This is a genomic window from Pseudomonas neuropathica, from assembly GCF_051174785.1.
Taxonomy (GTDB): domain Bacteria; phylum Pseudomonadota; class Gammaproteobacteria; order Pseudomonadales; family Pseudomonadaceae; genus Aquipseudomonas; species Aquipseudomonas neuropathica_A.
The window spans coordinates 368,584-384,872 of the sequence record NZ_CP195111.1 but is presented as its reverse complement, the minus strand read 5'-3'; the positions used below and the strand labels follow the sequence as shown (position 1 = coordinate 384,872).

The window sequence follows — 16,289 nt, the reverse complement described above, 5'->3', positions numbered from 1 at the left end:
CATAAGGATATGGGGCGCCGATGGGGCGCTCCAGTTGGACGAGAACTCTTTCACCATTCGAGTTGCCTTGTCGACGCTTGTCACTTTCCCGGTTGGCCCGAAAAGCAGTCAGGACTTTTCCGTCCCCGGGGTCGGCCCTGGAAATGGAACCGCTATCGTGATTCCCAATGGCACGTATGACAGCAATCAGATGCAGTTCGAGACTGAAATGCTCGATGGTGTGGCGCGAGTTTATAACCACACGCGAACCTACGCTGCGAGCAACGTTTCGTCCGGAACGATGCGCTTGATCGTAATGAGGTGGAGCTGATGAGTTACGGAGTTCAGTTCACCAATAACAACAACGTTGTGACTTTGGATTCGGAGTTTTCAAGGTTGATGGTGATCGCGTCAGGGCGTTATGCGCCCACGCAGGAAGCGGGCCTCGGTTCGGTGACCACGTTTGCGCGACCAGTCACTTCCCAAGAGCCCCCTCTGGTATTCGTTCGCCCCGACACTTTCAACGGCGTAGCAGGGCTTTGCCGGATGAGGCTGCTCGGCTCGGCGGGAAACTGGACTGGCTTTTATGTCAGAGCGTACGACGTTAACGCTGCCGGACTGAACGGGCGCTATTTTGTAGCTGCGTTCGGTGCTCAGCCAGTGGCGCAGTACGGAATGAGGTTGTGGGATGGCGGCGGAAATCTGCTGTTTGACTCTGGTACGCCTAACGCAACATTCACCCGAGCATTTCAGAACTGGAACTACGTCCGCTACGACACCAGCCAGCAGGGGCTGACACGCATTTTCTATAGCGTCCCGTTCAACTTTCCAGAGAACGAATTCATGCTGTTGAACACTTTCGGCATGCCAATGACTTCGGGGAGTGGTATTCCGCGCGAGCTTTACTGCTGGTGGGATTTCCCCAACAGCACGCTCTACGCCATCACCGTTGCCGCATCGAACCCTTTCGCTTTCTTCCTGCCGGCAGTGTTCGCCAAACAAGCCGCATAACTCATTTATAGGATGCAAACCATGCCCTGGTACAAGACGGGAACGGTCTCTGCCACCCAAAATTCCAATGCGGTGATCGGTACAGGCACTGCTTTCATTGCCAACAGCCGGGTCGGTGATGGTTTTCGCGGCCCGGACGGTCGCTGGTACGAGGTGACCAACATTGCCAGTAACACTGCTCTGTCGATCTCGCCGAACTACGAAGGCCCAACTGTCGCCGGCGGTTTCTACTCGATCATGCCGGTGCAGGGATATCAGAAAGACCTGTCCGACAAAGTCCGAGAAATTCTCAACGAATACGGCGAAACACTGGCGGCGCTCGGCACCACCGGCAATTACGACATATTGCCCGTTGCCAAGGGGGGCACTGGGTCGGTAACGCTAGATTCAGATGTTGTGCCTGAAGGTGCGACGAATAAATATTTCACCGGATCCAGAGTGTTGCAATCGGTGCTGACCGGCTTGAGCACAGCAAGCTCAGCTGTAATTGCTGCGACCGACACCGTTCTGGCTGCAATGGGAAAGCTCCAGGCCCAGATCACTGCTCGTGCACTGAAGGGCTCGAATGCCGACATCACCGAGCTAAATGGCCTGACTAAAGCAATCACCTTGGCGCAGGGCGGAACCGGAGCGACCACAGCTACAGCAGCGCTCAGCGCCTTGGGCGGTATGCCACTTAATGGTTCAACATCGTCAAACCCCGATTTTGCAACGGCAAGAGTTGGTGGCAATCGGGCGAGTATCGCGGCTCAAGGAATGTATCTACTTTGGAATACCGGCGTGGGCGGCCTTTCTGGCGACGCGGCATTTGTATGTAATCAGGGTGGTGGTAGCGGCGGTTTCAGTTGGCGTTCTATCAATAGCAGCAACACAGCGACCGGCCCGACAATGACATACACCTATGCTGGCAATCTGAATGTCCCCGGCACAGTAAGCCAGGGGTCCGACCGCCGACTGAAGACGAACGACATTGAAATCGTCGATGGTCTTGAGCGAGTGCTACAGATCCGACCAGTTGAGTTCGACCGTCGCGACTTTCTAGATTCAACTGACTATCCGCACCACGAAGTGGGAGTAATCGCCCAGGAGCTCTTCGAGATCACACCACTTCTGGTTACTCCGGCGAATCCTGAGTCGGCGCAGGACATTTGGCGAGTAAATTACACCGGCCTGATTCCCTACTTAGTTTCTGCTATCAAAACCCTTAAGGCTGAAATCGAGGAGTTGAAGTCGGCTGCAAAATAAAAATCACGGCTGTAAATAATTTGGAGACCTGTTTAAGTTTTCATGGTCACGCCTTAAAGAGATACTGGTCTTTCCATCTTTTTTGGTGCAGGGCTTCGTTTTAGCATTTTTGAGACCCAATCGTTTTTTTCTGACAGATATGCCAGGCCCAAATAAATTGGAATCTGAATTGCAAATGAAGCCAGCCAGCCGTATGTGTCAAGCGCGTAGTAGTTGCCAAGCTTGAGAACCCAATAGTTTAGGCCGAATAGAATAATTGTGTTTTTACCGAAAACGGAGAGCAGGCCTAGATTTTGAATGATCACGGAAAGCGACAGGATCATTATTGAGCCAGATAAACTGGTCAAAAGAAAGAAATACAGGTCTCCATAAATCCCGGCTGACATGTCTATTCTGTCAGGTGCGTATTTCACGCTAACAACTAGAATTAATGCTGAGATTGAAAATATTGCTGTGTGGATCGGCTTGCTTGCGGACGGAGAATAAATTGTTGATTTAGATAACAGCGTGCCAATGTGATAGAAAAAGACCGCCACAAAAGCTGTGTGAATGTTCCACGGGTAATATCCGTTAGCAAACTTCGAAATGGATAGTCCTACCAGCAGTAGACCCACCACGCATAGAGCTTTGATTTCGTGGCTTAGCTTTCCCAATAAAGAATAAATTGCCTCTGTGCAAAATAGACATGTTAGAAACCAAATGGGTGTGCAAAAAAATGTCCACGATGATTTCGGTATGGAATAAATTGTACCCAAAGTCTGGTTGAGGAATTGGTGCGGGCTGGTGGTTGTCCCGAATAGGATAGATGGAATTGCGCAGAAAAAACCAATAATAAAGTATGGGATTATAAGTCTGTGAAACCCGATTTCTACGGCATCCTTGAATGTTCTTTCTTTATAAAAAAATCCTGAGATTAAGAAGAACATTGGCATGTGGAATGCGTAAATATATTTGACTAGCTCGCTGTTTTGATATGCGGCTGTATGTCCAATCAATACCAGCCATATTCCAAGGCCTTTGGCCACGTCGAGAGATTTGTTTCTCAAGTGTACTTCCCTAAAAGTAAGATTTTTGCAACGCAGCGCTTTATGTTTCAACGGATTCTACTAAATACCCGCAATTTGGCGGGCATTTTTTTGCCTGGAGAAAAGTCATGCCTGTAACCGAGAAAGACCGCGATATCCTGGCACGCACGCTGTGGGGTGAGGCTCGCGGCGAAGGAACAGCCGGACAGATCGCTGTGGCGTGGACGATCCGCAACCGTGTATTCGATGGCAAGGATAAGTCGTGGTGGGGCGAAGGGTATGCCGGCGTCTGCCAGAAGCCCTACCAGTTCAGCTGCTGGAACAAGACTGACCCGAACTATCAGTTCCTGATCGGCGTGAAGCAGATTCCGTTCCGTGAGCTGGCGCAATGCCGGATCGCTGCTGATCAAGTAATCGACGGTAAGGTGCCGGATCCCACTGGCGGCGCCACGCATTACTACGCCATCAGCATCAAGGCACCGGCCTGGGCGGCGAAAGCAAAGCAGACGCTCAAGCTGGGCGGCCACGTCTTCTTCAAGGATGTGCCGTGATGGTCGTGCCGTGGCGGCTACTCGGCGCGCTGGCGCTTGTGCTTGCCGGGTTCAGTAGCGCTTGGCAGTTTCAGGACTGGCGCTACGGGAAACAATTGGCCGAGCAGTCCAAGCTGCATACCGAAACCCTCAATCGACTGACACAGGCCGCAGCCACCGCGCAGAAGGCCGAGCAGGATAAACGTCTGGCGCTGGAGCAACGGCTCTTGGCCAGTGAACAAACCCACTATCGAGCTATGAGCGATGCCCAACGTGACCAAGATCGCCTGCGCGATCGCCTTGCCACTGCTGATGTCCGGCTGTCAGTCCTCATCGACGCAGCCGACGTTGCCAATGGCCGCAACGTGTCAGCCACCGCCGGCTCCGGCGGCGTGGATCATGCAGCCGTACGTGCCAGACTTGACGCGGCGCATGCTCAACGAATTATCGCCATCACCGACACCGGCGACCGGGGACTGATCGCGCTGCAGGCTTGCCAGGCGTATGTGAAGAATCTGCAGCAGTGATGGCGCCGCGCTATTCTTGCGAGGTCGCAAGCCGTGAACCATCATTTAGATTCGGACGGGATGAATGGTGAACATGGACAAGCAACTGGCGGGCTACTCAATTTTGATGACGATTATTTGGGTTTCAGTCGTTCTTTCCGTCATGTATTGGATGTCGTAGTGAAGGTAATAGGTGGCTGAATTGGAAGGCGTGGTGCTGAGCGAGAAGATGCAGAGAGAAGCGGATCGGCTGCTGGCGCAGATTGTCCGGGCAGATTCGATGATTATCGCTGTGAAGGCGGGAGCGCGGGCCGATGGCTTCGTGCTTGGACTGGAAACCGGCGGCGCTTTGCGCACCGGTGATGCTGAACGGCTGTACATCATTTTTGAAGCAGCGCTGGTGGAGCGCCTGAAGACTCTGGCACGGAGCTGATCATCCGACCGGTTTGATCAGGTCCGGGCCTTGGTTGCGGACATTCCCCACCGCCCGGTCAACCTTGAACCACTCGAAAACCTCTGTCGGCTCACCCTGGTGCAGCACCATCTGTTCGGCGCGCTCTTTCGGCGTGGCCTGATCCAGCCATTCACGTGCAAGTTCAGGCGCTAGCGCTACCGGCCGCCGATCATGGATGTCGACCATCCCGCCGGCGCTATCTGCGGTGATAATCACGAAGCCGTCGTGTTCGCTGGGATCATGCTCGTTATTCGGGTATTGGCCGATTGCGGCGCATAGAATGGGTGAGCCATCCCGGTGCCGGATCAGGTAGGGCTGCTTTTTCGGGCCACCTTCGTCAACCCACTCGAACCAGTTGTTGATCGCGATGATCGCACGGTGCGGCCAAATCGCACGGAAGAACGGCCCGTGGGCAACTTTCTCTACGCGGGCGTTGATTGGTGCCGCACGGTCGTTGGCCCAGTGCGGGCGCCACCCCCACCGCACCATATCGGCGTGGAGGAACTCACCCTCTTGGTGAAACAGCGCCAGCTGAGACGTAGGCGCCGCGTTATAGCGCTCCAGTGGTTGTTCGTTGACAGTGCTGATCAAGGCGTTCGGCATGCTGAGCGCCTCCACGAAGTCATGAATGCCACTGTACTGGGTAAGTCGTCCGCACATTGCCAGTTCCTCGCATCGATCTTTCACCGTAGACCCGTTGGCACCGACTTCGTCACAAAACCTTTTCCTGCGCAGGTCGGACAATCCTCACGGGCATCAAAGCGATCGAGGCAGGCGGGGCACATGCAGAAGGCTGCCGACTCAATGTGCGGCCGCACCTTTTCAAAGGTGCGCAGATCCCGTTCTTCATGCGCGACTTGCGCTGCATCTATAAGCGCCCGGTAAACATCAGCATCGGAAATTGGGCGGTGCGTCACGCCGGCGATCATCCGTTCGGTCTCTACCAACTGATATCGGCGACCATTCATTTCCAGCACCAGGCCTGAAATCTGTCCAATCTTCGGAGAAAGACCCAGAGTCAACCGAACACCACCCGCATCAGAGTAGACCTTGCCGTCGTAGGCGAAGGAAGCGCCGCGTGGTTCATCACTTTCGAAGTTGAAGATTGACCGGCTGATCGTGCCCAGCAGGTCACCGTTGTCGGTCTGAACGACATCATAGGTAGAGGCGCCGCGGTAGTGCCCGGGCGAGTTCTGCAGCTCCTCGACGGCGTGCCAGTACGCGGCGTCTGCCATTTCGTTCATGTCGAACTGCTCAAGCTGGTCGATCAGTCCCTCCTCGCGGAGCGTGGCTGTCATCTCATGAAGAGTTGCCCGGTGGCCTTCCGGGTTTTGCAGGCGGAAGTCCTGATCGTCGAGAGTCGTTCGCCATCGCTGGAGCCGTAGGGTTTTCGCTTGATCAAAATTCATGCTGCTAGATTCGCTGTACAGGTGCTGTATATATGTACAGTAATTGAGGTGGCGCTAGCAGGCGAGGGGGAGGCGACGAGCTGCCTCAGTTATGAATTGGGCGCAGCCCGGTCAGCAGTGAACCTATGGAGATTGTCTGTTTCGTCAAGATCAAAGTATTTCATTAGCGTGTAATAGTTTGTTATTGCTCGGTTCAAAATATCAAAAGCCTCGGTTTTTGGATCGAAATGCACATCGTCGTCGCCTTCCTTATCTATGTGCTTGGTTCGGTTCCTTGCGTGGTTCATGAGACCTATGATGTCTTTGGGCTTTGTTTCTCCTTCTTCATCTAAAGACTGTGAAATTTTTACCGCTGCGGCATGCAGGCTATTGAATGAAGATTCATGACCCTCGCGCTCAACGTAGACCCCCATAATTTCCTCGGCCGCCCCCGCCAGATGTAGGGCCGCAAAATAAGAGTCCTCCTGGTAATACATGCTTAAGGATCGATCCAGCAGTTGGACCGCTACGGAAAGCTTTGGCGTAGGTTTTTTCATTCTTAGCCTCTAGGGCTACCCCCTTTTGGCAGACGAGTTATTCCGGCGTCATCAACACGGCCAAGGTCATCTTGATGAATTCCTCGTTCTTGTCGATTGCCCAAAGGGCGCCCCGGACGTTGTCGGCGACATCGGCCGACCCGCGCTGCTCCACCCAATTCGATAATTCCATGATGGCGGCCTCCAGGGCGAGTTGATTTTCGTTGATCTTGAAGAGCAGGGAAGGGAGTAGGTCTGAGTTCGGCATTCTGGTTTCCTTGGCAGCCAAAGAACCAGCGTAGCACCGTGTTACATGAAGAGTGTTTTAACGATGGCAGGACGCCGGAGAGGGGCAAAACTCGGTCGAGTTATGGAACGCGTCCACAAAAGTTATGGAACGCATTCGGCTAGGCGGAAATTTTTCAGGACGCCAGAAACGACAAAGCCCTGAATAATCAGGGCTTTGTCGGTACCAAATATGGCGGAGGCGATGGGATTCGAACTCATGGACCTGTTACAGTCGACGGTTTTCAAGACCGTTGCCTTAAACCACTCGGCCACACCTCCGTTGCGTTGCGGGCGCCATAATACCTGAATGAAACACACTGTCAAACTCTCTGCATGGCTTGTTACAGAGCGTCTGTTATGATCTTTGCGACTGAACGTTTCAAACCAACAGGAGTGTCGCCATGCGCGAACAGGATTACGCAGTTAATAACAGCGTGCAGGCTGAGCAGCTAGAGGTTAGCCGCGTCCTGCGCAACACTTACGGCCTACTGGCTCTGACCCTCGCATTCAGCGGCGTCATGGCTTTTGTCGCTCAGCAGATGCGTGTTGGCTACCCGAACATTTTCGTGGTGCTGATCGGTTTCTACGGGCTGTTCTTCCTCACCAACAAACTCCGTGATTCCGCGTGGGGCCTGGTGTCCGCTTTTGCGCTGACCGGTTTCATGGGTTTCCTGCTCGGCCCGATCCTCAACCGTTACCTGGGCATGCAGGGCGGCGCTGAAGTGGTCAGCTCGGCGTTCGCGATGACCGCGCTGGTGTTCGGTGGTCTGTCGGCCTACGTGCTGATCACCCGCAAGGACATGAGCTTCCTCGGTGGTTTCATCACCGCTGGCTTCTTCGTGTTGCTGGGGGCAACGCTGGCGAGCTTCTTCTTCCAGGTCAGCGGCCTGCAACTGGCGATCAGCGCAGGTTTCGTGCTGTTCTCGTCCGTGTGCATCCTGTTCCAGACCAGCGCCATCATTCACGGCGGCGAGCGTAACTACATCATGGCGACCATCAGCCTGTATGTATCGATCTACAACCTGTTCATCAGCTTGTTGCAGATCTTCGGCATCATGAGCCGCGACGACTGATCGTTGAAATGACGTAAACAAAAAACCCGCTCAGGCGGGTTTTTTGTTGTCTGTGAGAAGGGAGGGCGGACGTGGACAAGCCGTCGATCAATTGATGATGATGCTGCCGTCAGCCTGTTGCTTGTAGAGGGTGTAGGGCAGCAGTAACGTATCCAGCACCCCGGAAGCCACGGCATCGATCGCCCAGCCGGGCAGGGCTGCGTTGTACTTGTTACCTTCGTCTATCGGTGCATGCAGACTGCAGAAGTCATACATCACGCCGCTGTAGATCCGTGGCACCGCCCCGCAATAAGACTTGTTGGATCTTAAATCGTCCACGGCGACCTGGTCATTACGCATCACCGTCTGCACGGTCCCGCATCCACTGAGCATTAACGCCATCAGCATCATTGCCTTAACTTTCATACCGCCAATCCTTCGCCGGAAAAACCTCAATCTAAGCCAAACGTGCAGGAAAAGCACTTACGCCATCGGTGGCAAGCGGCGCTTGACCGGGGTCTTCTTGACGATTGCCGTGTTGGTTTCAGCCAGCGTATTGAGACGGTCGAGCAGGGTGTCCAGCTGTTCCATCGAGCGCACGTGCAGGCGAGCGATAAAGCAGTCCTCGCCGGTGACCTTGTCGCACTCGGTGAATTCGGGAATCGACATGATCTGTCTCTCGACCTCTTGCAACTGCCCCGGCAGCGGGCGCACCCGCACGATCGCCTGCAACTGGTAACCAAAGCATTTCGGGTCGATCTCCACGGTGTAGCCCTTGAGCACGCCGCGTTCTTCCAGCCGGCGCAAACGCTCGGCCACGCTTGGAGAAGACAATCCGCTGATCTGCGCCAAGGCTTTAAGTGACCGCCGCGAATCCTCCATGAGTGCACTGATCAGAATCTGGTCGATATCGTCGGTCATGAGGCAACTCCCGTATTAGGCGATTTAAAGTAATCACCCGCGATAAAAAAGGCAGATCAGCAGTTTAGCCTGTCTTTTGCGCTGGAGTGATGCCGTGTCGGCTTGACATACTTTTGCTACGTTTTCGCCAACATGCTCAGGAGATTGATGATGGACAAAACACTGCGTCGCGGCTCATTTGAAATGACCGCTGCCATGCTGATATCCGGGACGATCGGCTGGTTCGTGCTGGTGTCCGGGCAGCCGGTGCTGGACGTAGTGTTCTGGCGCTGCGTATTCGGTGCCGGCACCTTGCTGCTGATTTGCGCGGCATTCGGCTTTCTGCGCCCGGGCATTCTGACCCGCACTACATTCCTGCTTGCCGTGGTCAGCGGGATGGCGATTGTCGGTAACTGGGTGCTGTTGTTTGCCTCGTACTCCCGCGCCTCGATTGCCATTGGCACAGCGGTGTACAACGTGCAACCGTTCATGCTGGTCGGGTTGGCAGCGCTGTTTCTTGGCGAGAAAATTACCCTGCAAAAGCTGTTCTGGCTGGCGATTTCCTTCATTGGCATGCTGGCCATTGTCAGTGCCCATGGCACTCAGGGTGAAAGCGGCAACGATTATCTGATGGGCATTGCGTTGGCGTTGGGTGCGGCGTTTCTCTATGCCATTGCGGCGCTGATCATCAAGCGCCTGACCGGCACGCCACCGCATCTGATTGCGCTGATTCAGGTCTGCACCGGGGTGTTGTTGCTGGCGCCGTTCGCGCATTTCAGCGCATTGCCGCAAGCCCCGAGTGCCTGGGCCAGTCTGGTGACGCTGGGCATCGTCCACACCGGTCTGATGTATGTGCTGCTGTACGGCGCCATCCAGAAGTTGCCGACCGCATTGACCGGTGCGCTGTCGTTCATCTATCCGATCGCCGCGATTTTCGTCGACTGGTTCGCGTTCGGCCATCGCCTGGAAACCCTGCAATGGGTCGGCGTGGCGGCGATCCTGCTGGCTGCCGCCGGGATGCAACAGGGCTGGGGCCTGAAGACCCGGCGACTCGCCGCGCAGTAGCGCTCAGATATTCCAGCGCGGTGCGGTTTTCGCCAGGCGCTGGCGCATCTCGGCAATGTTCGCCGCCAGTTGCCGGGTCAACAATCGATAACCGTCCAGCGCGCTGTAAACCGGGGCGTCGAGGTTTGCTTCTGGCAACTCCAGCGGCCTGTCCAAGCGTTGCGAGGCGCCGGTTTTCAGCGCTCGGGCCATGCCGATCAGTTGCACGCGAATCTGCCGGTGCTCGGTTTTCAGCGCGGATTGCAAATGCGCCATGGCCTCGGGGTCGTTGGCATCCGGACGGGTGTTGCCAAGGATCTCCAGCGTGCTGATGCACATGCGCAAGTTGCGCTGGATCGCATCGAGTTCGGTCATGGAAATCTTCACTTCCTTGGACACCGACGGCATCAGCGAACGCAACTGCACCATCACCGCGCCGAGTCGGCCCATCAATTTCAAATGCTCATCGGCACTGACTGGCTGACCGCTGATGATCCGCCCGTACACGGTGGCGCAATCGCGCAGGGCATCGGCGAGGTTGTAGCGCCACGAATACACCGCGTACAGCGGCAGGGCGAATGAGAAGGCCAGTGCCAGGGCGATGCCGATCAGAATGTCGACGCCGCGCCACAAACCATCGGTGATCGGATTGTCGCCATGCCCGGCAACGATGAACACGGTGATCGCCGAGAGCAGGGCGGTGTACCCACCCTTGCCGATGGCGTGATAAGAGAAGAAACCGCAGACCACCGCCATCGCAAAATACGTCAGCCACGGCATGCCGAGCCACGCCTGCTGTGCAACCAACAACAAACCGACGCCGGCACCGATCAAGGTGCCGGTGGCGCGTTCGGCGGCTTTTTTGCCGATGTTGCCGTGGTGCTGCAAACCACCGATCACCACCAGCATGGTCACCGATGCCCATTCACCGTGGGGCAGGTTGATGCCGGTGGTCAGCAGGATCGTTGCCAGCAAGCCGAGGGCCACCCGCACCGCATGGATCAGCCGCGCGTGTCGGTAGCGTCGATAAGGATCAAGCAACGGACGCAGGACACGGCGCAGCAAGGGCGGAAGTCGATGGGTGCTGTAAGTACTCAGTGCGGGCCTCTCGTGATTGGGCTTCAAGTCAATGGAATGGGAAAATGTAATTCATCCATGCTGCCATACGCAGGAGGATTTTGCGCATCGTGCCAATGTGGTGGAAGTGCTGACTGTACAACGCGGCCTGCCCGTAAGCACCGCCCGGCATCAGCTTGCTGTACTGGGCGAACTCGGGATCAGTGATTTCGATGATCACCGGCACACGCCCGGCCGGCGGCGAACCGGTATAGCCGATCAGTGTGCCGGACGGTTGTACCTGACCTTCGGCAATCACCCCGATAACGTTTTTCACCCGGCCGGCGAACACCTTGCCGGGAATGCCATCGAACGCGACTTCCGCCTCGTCACCGACGGTCAGGCGCAGCAGGCTGTTCTGGCGCATCCACGCAGCAAAATATTGGCCTTCCTCGGGAATGAACACCATCGACGGGCGCAATGGCAACTTGCTCGCCATCATCCCCGGCCGCAGCGAAACATGGGTGACAAAGCCTTTGCTCGGCGCGCGAACGGTGGTGTTGTCCAGTTCGAATTGGGCGTTATCCAGTTGCGCCTGCAGATCATCGGTGCGGGCGATGGCGGCATCCAGTTCACGCTGGGTGCCGAAGTTGCGCCGGATCAATTCGGTGATCCGGTAGCGATCACCCTTGGCGGCGATCAGTTGCGCCTTCAGCGACTTCACCCGGTTCTGAAACGGCGTAGGGTCGATGCGAAACAGCACGTCGCCTTTTTCCAGCGGCTCGTTGCCCTTCACCGGCACGTCGATCACTTGGCCGCTGATGATAGGAATGACCGGCACAGAAACGAAGTAAGTGCGCGCCACCTCGGAGTAGGGATGGTTGTAGTTCATGGTGAAAATCAAGGCACCGATCATCAGGATGCCGCCCAGTACGGCGGTGGGCACCGTCCATTTGTTCAGCGGGATGCGAAAGATTTTGAACAGTGCGACGCAGAACGCGGCGTAAGTCAGGATGAGCAGCAGATCCATGGCGCTCAGCCCTCCTGGTTTTGGGGGGCAGTGGCATTCAGCGCTTCGAGTCGCTCGAGGCGTCCTTGCAGTTCGACCACCTGTTGCTCCAGGCGAACGACATGGTTTTGCACGGATTTGCCATCACCAAACCCCCAGCCGCGATCTTCTCGATAGGCCATCGCCCAGATCCACAGGAACGGCCAGAGCGCATGTAGCGTGAACAGACTGACCCAGCCCGTGGCATGGATTGCATCCTGATGCGGATGGTTACGATGGACAGCAATTTCGTACGGAATGTCATGCAGCACGATGATCCCGTAAAACAGCACGAGCCCGGCAAACACCAATACGCCTAACGCGAAGTAATCGAGCATGATCAAGCTCCCGGCATCCAGCACAGTGCTGGCATCAGTGTAGACACTGATTTGCCGGGCGCTTGGCGACTTTGGATCAGAACCGCATGCGGTCGCCTTCTTGCTTGTTCATGATGCGGGTGACAGTGATCAGAAGATGTAATCGGTGGTCAGGAAGCTCGAATCACGCCCGCGAATGATCTCGCTGATCAGGTCCTTGTTGCTGTCCTGGAACTTGGTCGCCACCAGCGTACGGATCGAGAACACCCGTAACGCATCGTGCACCGAGAGCGTACCTTCGGCGGAATTCTTGCGGCCGTTGAACGGGTAAGTGTCCGGGCCGCGCTGGCATTGTGCGTTGAGGTTGATCCGCCCGACCTGGTTGGCAAAGGTGTCGACCAGACGGCCGACGGCTACCGGGTTGGTGCCGAAAATGCTCAGTTGCTGACCGAAATCCGACTCCAGCACGTAGTCGATCACGGTATCGAGATGACGGTACGGCACGATCGGTACAACCGGGCCGAATTGCTCTTCCTGGTAGACGCGCATCTGCGGATTCACCGGGTACAGCACCGCCGGGTAGAAGAACGACTCGCGGGATTCGCCGCCATTGGGGTTGACCACTTGCGCACCCTTGCTCTGCGCATCCGCCACTAAACCATGCAGATAATCGACCTTACCCGACTCCGGCAGCGGCGTCAGCGACACGCCGCTGTCCCACGGCATGCCCGGTTTCAGCGTGGCCAGTTTGGCGTTGAATTTTTCGATGAAGCTGTCGACGACATCTTCATGCACAAAGAGGATTTTCAGCGCGGTGCAGCGCTGACCGTTGAACGACAGTGAACCGGTGACTGCTTCACTGACAGCATTGTCGAGATCAACTTCCGGCAAGACGATGCCGGGGTTTTTTGCGTCCAGCCCCAGCGCCGCGCGCAAACGGTGAGGTTTTGGGTGGAGTTTCTTCAGGTCGCTGGCGGCTTTGTTGGTGCCGATGAAGGCGAAAATATCGATCTTGCCGCTGGCCATCAGGGCGCTGACGGTTTCACGGCCACTGCCGTAGATGACGTTGATCACGCCGGTGGGGAAGCTGTCGCGGAACGCTTCCAGCAAAGGTCGGATCAGCAGCACGCCGAGCTTGGCCGGTTTGAACACCACGGTGTTGCCCATGATCAGCGCCGGGATCAGCGTGGTGAAGGTCTCGTTCAGCGGATAGTTGTAAGGCCCCATGCACAGTGCAACGCCGAGCGGTACGCGGCGGATCTGCCCGAGGGTGTCCTGTTCCAGCTCGAAACGGCTGGAGCGGCGGTCGAGTTCCTTGAGCGCATTGATAGTGTCGACGATGTAGTCGCAGGTGCGGTCGAACTCTTTTTCCGAGTCCTTGAGGTTCTTGCCGATTTCCCACATCAGCAGCTTCACCACCGCGTCGCGCTGCTGGCGCATGCGGCCGAGGAAAGCCTCGACGTGCTGGATGCGTTCGGCCACACGCATGGTCGGCCACAGGCCCTGGCCACGGTCGTAGGCGCGCACGGCGGCGTCGAGGGCAGTGAGCGCGGTCTCGGCATCGAGCAGTGGCGTGCTGCCGAGAATGACTTGTTCGTCGCCGTTGTCGCCTTTCAGATAGACCGGGCTGCGCACGGTGGCGAGCGGGCCGTCCCAACGGCGCAGCTGGCCGTCGACCAGATATTCGCGTTGCTCGACCTGAGCGTCGAGGCGGTATTTTTCCGGGATGTCGCTGACAGAAGGGAACAGATTGCCAAGGATGTTTGCTGTGGTCATGTCGCTACCCCGTGTTGATGTCCATATGCAGATCAAAAAGCCTTCACAGGTTATACGCCTGAATGCGCCGGAATTTAAACCCGCAAATGTCACCGGAATGTCACGCAAAGGCGCAAAACAGAGCTTCAAGGAAAGCACGAAACCGCTGGCCTGATCGTTCCCACGCTCCGCGTGGGATGCCTTAAGGGACGCTCCGCGTTCCAAGCGGACGCAGAGCGTCCGGGTCTGCATTCCCACGCAGAGCGTGGGAACGATCATCGGGGGAGAGGGCTGGCCCCGTTTGGCCCCCTCAATGTCCCGCAATGCCCTCAACCCGTTGCAGCCGCTGCCTTAATGTGTGAGCACAACAATAAGCGAGGCTGTCATGCGGGTAATCCGATTCTCTCTACTGCTGGCCTTGGTCATGGCGCTGTCTGGCTGCGGCGAAGACCCCAAACCCCCGGCCAACACCACCAACAACGCCATGCCCAAGGACCCGGCACTGGCGCAGATCTACGCCAACAGCTGCCAGCTCTGCCACGCCAACCCCGCCGCCAACGCACCGCTCACCGGTGATCGCAAAGCCTGGGAACCGCGTATTCAGCAGGGCGCTGACACGCTGCTCGACCACGCCATCAACGGCTACAACGGCATGCCGCCGATGGGCCAGTGCGTCGAGTGCTCGGAAGAACAATTCCTGCAACTGATCGGCTTCATGGCCGACCAGCCCCTCCCACAATAAGGTGCCCGGCATGACGATGGATCTGACACGGCGTCAGTTGTTGCAACGGGCAAGTATTGTCGGTGCGTTCAGTGCGCTGGCGAGTCACCCGGCATTGGGCCAATTGCTGCGCGCGCCACGCCTGATTCCGTGGCGCAACTGGTCGGGCGGGCAGAGTTGCCTGCCGGCGGCGCGATTGGCGCCGAAGAATCTCGATGAACTGGTGACGGTTATCCAGCAGGCGCAAGGCAAGATCCGCCCGGTCGGCTCGGCGCACTCGTTCAGCGCCTTGGTGCCCACCGACGGTACGCTGTTGTCGCTGAGCTACTTCAACGGTCTGCTCGATCACGACGCGAAAACCTTGCAAGCCGAATTCGCCGCCGGCACACCGATGTCACGCATGGGCGTACCGCTAAAAGACATCGGCCAAGCCCTGCAGAACATGGCCGATATCGATTACCAGACCCTCGCCGGAGCCATTGCGACGTCGACCCACGGCACCGGCAAAAACTTCCAGTCCTGCTCGGCGCATGTCTGCGGCCTGCAACTGGTGACGGCCAATGGCGAAGTGTTGGACTGCGACAGCCAACGCCATCCGGAAGTATTCAACGCCGCACGCGTCTCCCTCGGTGCGCTCGGCGTCGCCACGAAAATTCGCCTGCAAAACCGCCCGGCATACCGCTTGCGCGAACGCCAATGGATCGCCAAGACCGAAGAGTTGCTCGAGGACCTCGAAAAGAACACAAGTGAAAACCAACACTGGGAAATGCTCGTCGTCACGCATTCCGACTACGCCTTGTCCATCGCCCTCAACGAGACCGATGACCTGGCCACGCCGCCGATCAGCCCGGAAGAAGAGGGCGGCAACGAGTTCGTCACCCTGATCGAGAAGATCGACAAGTACGGCAGTGACTTCCCCGACCTGCGCCGCACGCTGCTCAACAGCCTGCGTCATCTGGCCAGTTTCGATGATCGCGTCGGCGACTCGTTCGACATCTACGCCAACGTGCGCACCGTGCGGTTCAACGAAATGGAATATTCAGTGCCGGCGGAATACGGCCCGGCGTGCCTGCGTGAAATCCTCAAGCTGATTCAGGACAAGGATCTGCGTACCTGGTTTCCCATCGAGTACCGTTACGTCAAGGCTGACGACATTCCGTTGAGCATGTTCGAAGGGCGCGACAGCTGTTCGATCTCGGTGCATCAGCATTATCAGATGGATCATCACAATTTCTTTGCGGCGGTGGAGCCGATCTTCTGGAAGTACAACGGTCGGCCGCACTGGGGCAAGTTGCACACGCTCAACGCGAAGAACCTGCAACCGCTGTATCCGCGCTGGCGCGAGTTTATCGACGTGCGTCAGGCGCTGGATCCCAGCGGGCGGTTTCTCAATGCGCATTTGTCTTTGATTCTGGGGGTGAGCTGATGGCGGTC

The 16,289-nt window shown here is 56.8% G+C and carries 21 protein-coding genes and 1 tRNA gene; 10 read left to right on the top strand and 12 right to left on the bottom strand.

Going from position 1 to position 16,289, the window contains the following annotated elements:
- Window position 1: 1 nt before the first annotated feature.
- From ACRRSD_RS01740 to ACRRSD_RS01730, 3 genes are read left to right on the top strand one after another with little or no spacing between them, the layout of a single operon-like run.
- A complete protein-coding gene (locus ACRRSD_RS01740) occupies window positions 2–310 on the top strand; it encodes a hypothetical protein (RefSeq protein ID WP_099759439.1) in 309 nt (102 codons plus the stop codon).
- Complete coding sequence (locus tag ACRRSD_RS01735) at window positions 310–990, top strand: hypothetical protein (RefSeq protein ID WP_258717576.1); 681 nt, start codon at window positions 310–312, stop codon at window positions 988–990. The genes ACRRSD_RS01740 and ACRRSD_RS01735 overlap by 1 nt, the downstream gene beginning before the upstream one ends.
- A 21-nt stretch (window positions 991–1,011) precedes the next feature.
- Window positions 1,012–2,235: a tail fiber domain-containing protein gene (locus ACRRSD_RS01730; RefSeq protein WP_435036842.1), complete on the top strand. Its 1,224-nt coding sequence runs from the start codon at window positions 1,012–1,014 to the stop codon at window positions 2,233–2,235.
- 53 nt (window positions 2,236–2,288) lie between these two features.
- On the opposite strand, the gene ACRRSD_RS01725 is transcribed toward ACRRSD_RS01730, so the two are convergent.
- On the bottom strand, window positions 2,289–3,281 hold the full coding sequence (locus ACRRSD_RS01725) for an acyltransferase family protein (protein ID WP_435036841.1): 993 nt from the start codon (window positions 3,279–3,281) through the stop codon (window positions 2,289–2,291).
- Window positions 3,282–3,388: 107 nt separating this feature from the next.
- On the opposite strand from ACRRSD_RS01725, the gene ACRRSD_RS01720 reads away from it, so the two are divergent.
- The 3 genes from ACRRSD_RS01720 to ACRRSD_RS01710 all read left to right on the top strand — a co-directional run bounded on the left by ACRRSD_RS01720 (window position 3,389) and on the right by ACRRSD_RS01710 (window position 4,729).
- Entirely contained in the window at window positions 3,389–3,811 is a 423-nt protein-coding gene (locus tag ACRRSD_RS01720) for a cell wall hydrolase (RefSeq protein WP_435036840.1), read from the top strand.
- Window positions 3,811–4,317: a lysis protein gene (locus ACRRSD_RS01715; RefSeq protein ID WP_435036839.1), complete on the top strand. Its 507-nt coding sequence runs from the start codon at window positions 3,811–3,813 to the stop codon at window positions 4,315–4,317. The genes ACRRSD_RS01720 and ACRRSD_RS01715 overlap by 1 nt, the downstream gene beginning before the upstream one ends.
- A 181-nt stretch (window positions 4,318–4,498) precedes the next feature.
- Window positions 4,499–4,729: a hypothetical protein gene (locus ACRRSD_RS01710; RefSeq protein WP_435038567.1), complete on the top strand. Its 231-nt coding sequence runs from the start codon at window positions 4,499–4,501 to the stop codon at window positions 4,727–4,729.
- Here ACRRSD_RS01710 and ACRRSD_RS01705 read toward each other — a convergent pair whose 3' ends face one another.
- The 5 genes from ACRRSD_RS01705 to ACRRSD_RS01685 form a co-directional block, all read right to left on the bottom strand.
- Complete coding sequence (locus ACRRSD_RS01705) at window positions 4,730–5,410, bottom strand: SOS response-associated peptidase family protein (RefSeq protein WP_435036838.1); 681 nt, start codon at window positions 5,408–5,410, stop codon at window positions 4,730–4,732. It abuts the gene before it with no gap.
- A 23-nt stretch (window positions 5,411–5,433) separates the two neighbouring features.
- The gene (locus ACRRSD_RS01700; protein WP_435036837.1) at window positions 5,434–6,159 is read right to left on the bottom strand and encodes a hypothetical protein; all 726 of its coding nucleotides are present in this window, start codon (window positions 6,157–6,159) and stop codon (window positions 5,434–5,436) included.
- Between the two features lie 89 nt (window positions 6,160–6,248).
- Complete coding sequence (locus ACRRSD_RS01695; RefSeq protein WP_435036836.1) at window positions 6,249–6,695, bottom strand: hypothetical protein; 447 nt, start codon at window positions 6,693–6,695, stop codon at window positions 6,249–6,251.
- A 37-nt stretch (window positions 6,696–6,732) separates the two neighbouring features.
- Window positions 6,733–6,942: a hypothetical protein gene (locus ACRRSD_RS01690; protein WP_435036835.1), complete on the bottom strand. Its 210-nt coding sequence runs from the start codon at window positions 6,940–6,942 to the stop codon at window positions 6,733–6,735.
- Window positions 6,943–7,153: 211 nt separating this feature from the next.
- Window positions 7,154–7,241: transfer RNA gene (locus tag ACRRSD_RS01685), tRNA-Ser, on the bottom strand.
- A 122-nt stretch (window positions 7,242–7,363) separates the two neighbouring features.
- On the opposite strand from ACRRSD_RS01685, the gene ACRRSD_RS01680 reads away from it, so the two are divergent.
- Window positions 7,364–8,035 (top strand): Bax inhibitor-1/YccA family protein, encoded by a 672-nt coding sequence (locus tag ACRRSD_RS01680; protein ID WP_007915443.1) that lies wholly within the window; start codon window positions 7,364–7,366, stop codon window positions 8,033–8,035.
- Window positions 8,036–8,122: 87 nt separating this feature from the next.
- Here ACRRSD_RS01680 and ACRRSD_RS01675 read toward each other — a convergent pair whose 3' ends face one another.
- Both ACRRSD_RS01675 and ACRRSD_RS01670 read right to left on the bottom strand, forming a co-directional pair.
- Window positions 8,123–8,440, bottom strand: coding sequence for a YceK/YidQ family lipoprotein (locus ACRRSD_RS01675; RefSeq protein ID WP_435036834.1), 318 nt, complete (start codon window positions 8,438–8,440; stop codon window positions 8,123–8,125).
- 57 nt (window positions 8,441–8,497) lie between these two features.
- On the bottom strand, window positions 8,498–8,935 hold the full coding sequence (locus ACRRSD_RS01670) for an Lrp/AsnC family transcriptional regulator (RefSeq protein WP_038368669.1): 438 nt from the start codon (window positions 8,933–8,935) through the stop codon (window positions 8,498–8,500).
- A 150-nt stretch (window positions 8,936–9,085) separates the two neighbouring features.
- Between ACRRSD_RS01670 and ACRRSD_RS01665 the strand changes: the two genes are divergently transcribed.
- Window positions 9,086–9,979 (top strand): DMT family transporter, encoded by an 894-nt coding sequence (locus tag ACRRSD_RS01665; RefSeq protein ID WP_435036833.1) that lies wholly within the window; start codon window positions 9,086–9,088, stop codon window positions 9,977–9,979.
- A gap of 3 nt (window positions 9,980–9,982) precedes the next feature.
- Here ACRRSD_RS01665 and ACRRSD_RS01660 read toward each other — a convergent pair whose 3' ends face one another.
- The 4 genes from ACRRSD_RS01660 to ACRRSD_RS01645 all read right to left on the bottom strand — a co-directional run bounded on the left by ACRRSD_RS01660 (window position 9,983) and on the right by ACRRSD_RS01645 (window position 14,155).
- Window positions 9,983–11,023, bottom strand: coding sequence for an FUSC family protein (locus tag ACRRSD_RS01660; RefSeq protein WP_435036832.1), 1,041 nt, complete (start codon window positions 11,021–11,023; stop codon window positions 9,983–9,985).
- A 61-nt stretch (window positions 11,024–11,084) separates the two neighbouring features.
- Window positions 11,085–12,044: an HlyD family secretion protein gene (locus tag ACRRSD_RS01655; RefSeq protein WP_435036831.1), complete on the bottom strand. Its 960-nt coding sequence runs from the start codon at window positions 12,042–12,044 to the stop codon at window positions 11,085–11,087.
- A 5-nt stretch (window positions 12,045–12,049) separates the two neighbouring features.
- Window positions 12,050–12,400 carry a DUF3302 domain-containing protein gene (locus ACRRSD_RS01650; protein WP_435036830.1) on the bottom strand — a complete coding sequence of 117 codons (351 nt, stop codon included), beginning with the start codon at window positions 12,398–12,400 and terminating at the stop codon, window positions 12,050–12,052.
- Window positions 12,401–12,529: 129 nt separating this feature from the next.
- Entirely contained in the window at window positions 12,530–14,155 is a 1,626-nt protein-coding gene (locus ACRRSD_RS01645) for an NADP-dependent glyceraldehyde-3-phosphate dehydrogenase (protein ID WP_435036829.1), read from the bottom strand.
- Window positions 14,156–14,519: 364 nt separating this feature from the next.
- On the opposite strand from ACRRSD_RS01645, the gene ACRRSD_RS01640 reads away from it, so the two are divergent.
- Window positions 14,520–14,876, top strand: a complete 357-nt coding sequence (locus tag ACRRSD_RS01640) for a c-type cytochrome (RefSeq protein ID WP_435036828.1) — start codon at window positions 14,520–14,522, stop codon at window positions 14,874–14,876.
- Between the two features lie 76 nt (window positions 14,877–14,952).
- Window positions 14,953–16,281: a D-arabinono-1,4-lactone oxidase gene (locus tag ACRRSD_RS01635; RefSeq protein ID WP_435038566.1), complete on the top strand. Its 1,329-nt coding sequence runs from the start codon at window positions 14,953–14,955 to the stop codon at window positions 16,279–16,281.
- The last annotated feature ends 8 nt before the right edge of the window (window positions 16,282–16,289 follow it).

Bases quoted from the DNA above. Each gene is read 5' to 3' on its own strand.
- ACRRSD_RS01680 (WP_007915443.1), top strand. From the start codon at position 7,364: ATGCGCGAACAGGATTACGCAGTTAATAACAGCGTGCAGGCTGAGCAG.
- ACRRSD_RS01675 (WP_435036834.1), bottom strand. From the start codon at position 8,440: ATGAAAGTTAAGGCAATGATGCTGATGGCGTTAATGCTCAGTGGATGC.
- ACRRSD_RS01640 (WP_435036828.1), top strand. From the start codon at position 14,520: ATGCGGGTAATCCGATTCTCTCTACTGCTGGCCTTGGTCATGGCGCTG.
- ACRRSD_RS01730 (WP_435036842.1), top strand. From the start codon at position 1,012: ATGCCCTGGTACAAGACGGGAACGGTCTCTGCCACCCAAAATTCCAAT.
- ACRRSD_RS01715 (WP_435036839.1), top strand. From the start codon at position 3,811: ATGGTCGTGCCGTGGCGGCTACTCGGCGCGCTGGCGCTTGTGCTTGCC.
- ACRRSD_RS01735 (WP_258717576.1), top strand. From the start codon at position 310: ATGAGTTACGGAGTTCAGTTCACCAATAACAACAACGTTGTGACTTTG.
- ACRRSD_RS01720 (WP_435036840.1), top strand. From the start codon at position 3,389: ATGCCTGTAACCGAGAAAGACCGCGATATCCTGGCACGCACGCTGTGG.
- ACRRSD_RS01650 (WP_435036830.1), bottom strand. From the start codon at position 12,400: ATGCTCGATTACTTCGCGTTAGGCGTATTGGTGTTTGCCGGGCTCGTG.
- ACRRSD_RS01690 (WP_435036835.1), bottom strand. From the start codon at position 6,942: ATGCCGAACTCAGACCTACTCCCTTCCCTGCTCTTCAAGATCAACGAA.
- ACRRSD_RS01645 (WP_435036829.1), bottom strand. From the start codon at position 14,155: ATGACCACAGCAAACATCCTTGGCAATCTGTTCCCTTCTGTCAGCGAC.
- ACRRSD_RS01695 (WP_435036836.1), bottom strand. From the start codon at position 6,695: ATGAAAAAACCTACGCCAAAGCTTTCCGTAGCGGTCCAACTGCTGGAT.
- ACRRSD_RS01700 (WP_435036837.1), bottom strand. From the start codon at position 6,159: ATGAATTTTGATCAAGCGAAAACCCTACGGCTCCAGCGATGGCGAACG.
- ACRRSD_RS01705 (WP_435036838.1), bottom strand. From the start codon at position 5,410: ATGTGCGGACGACTTACCCAGTACAGTGGCATTCATGACTTCGTGGAG.
- ACRRSD_RS01655 (WP_435036831.1), bottom strand. From the start codon at position 12,044: ATGGATCTGCTGCTCATCCTGACTTACGCCGCGTTCTGCGTCGCACTG.
- ACRRSD_RS01665 (WP_435036833.1), top strand. From the start codon at position 9,086: ATGGACAAAACACTGCGTCGCGGCTCATTTGAAATGACCGCTGCCATG.
- ACRRSD_RS01670 (WP_038368669.1), bottom strand. From the start codon at position 8,935: ATGACCGACGATATCGACCAGATTCTGATCAGTGCACTCATGGAGGAT.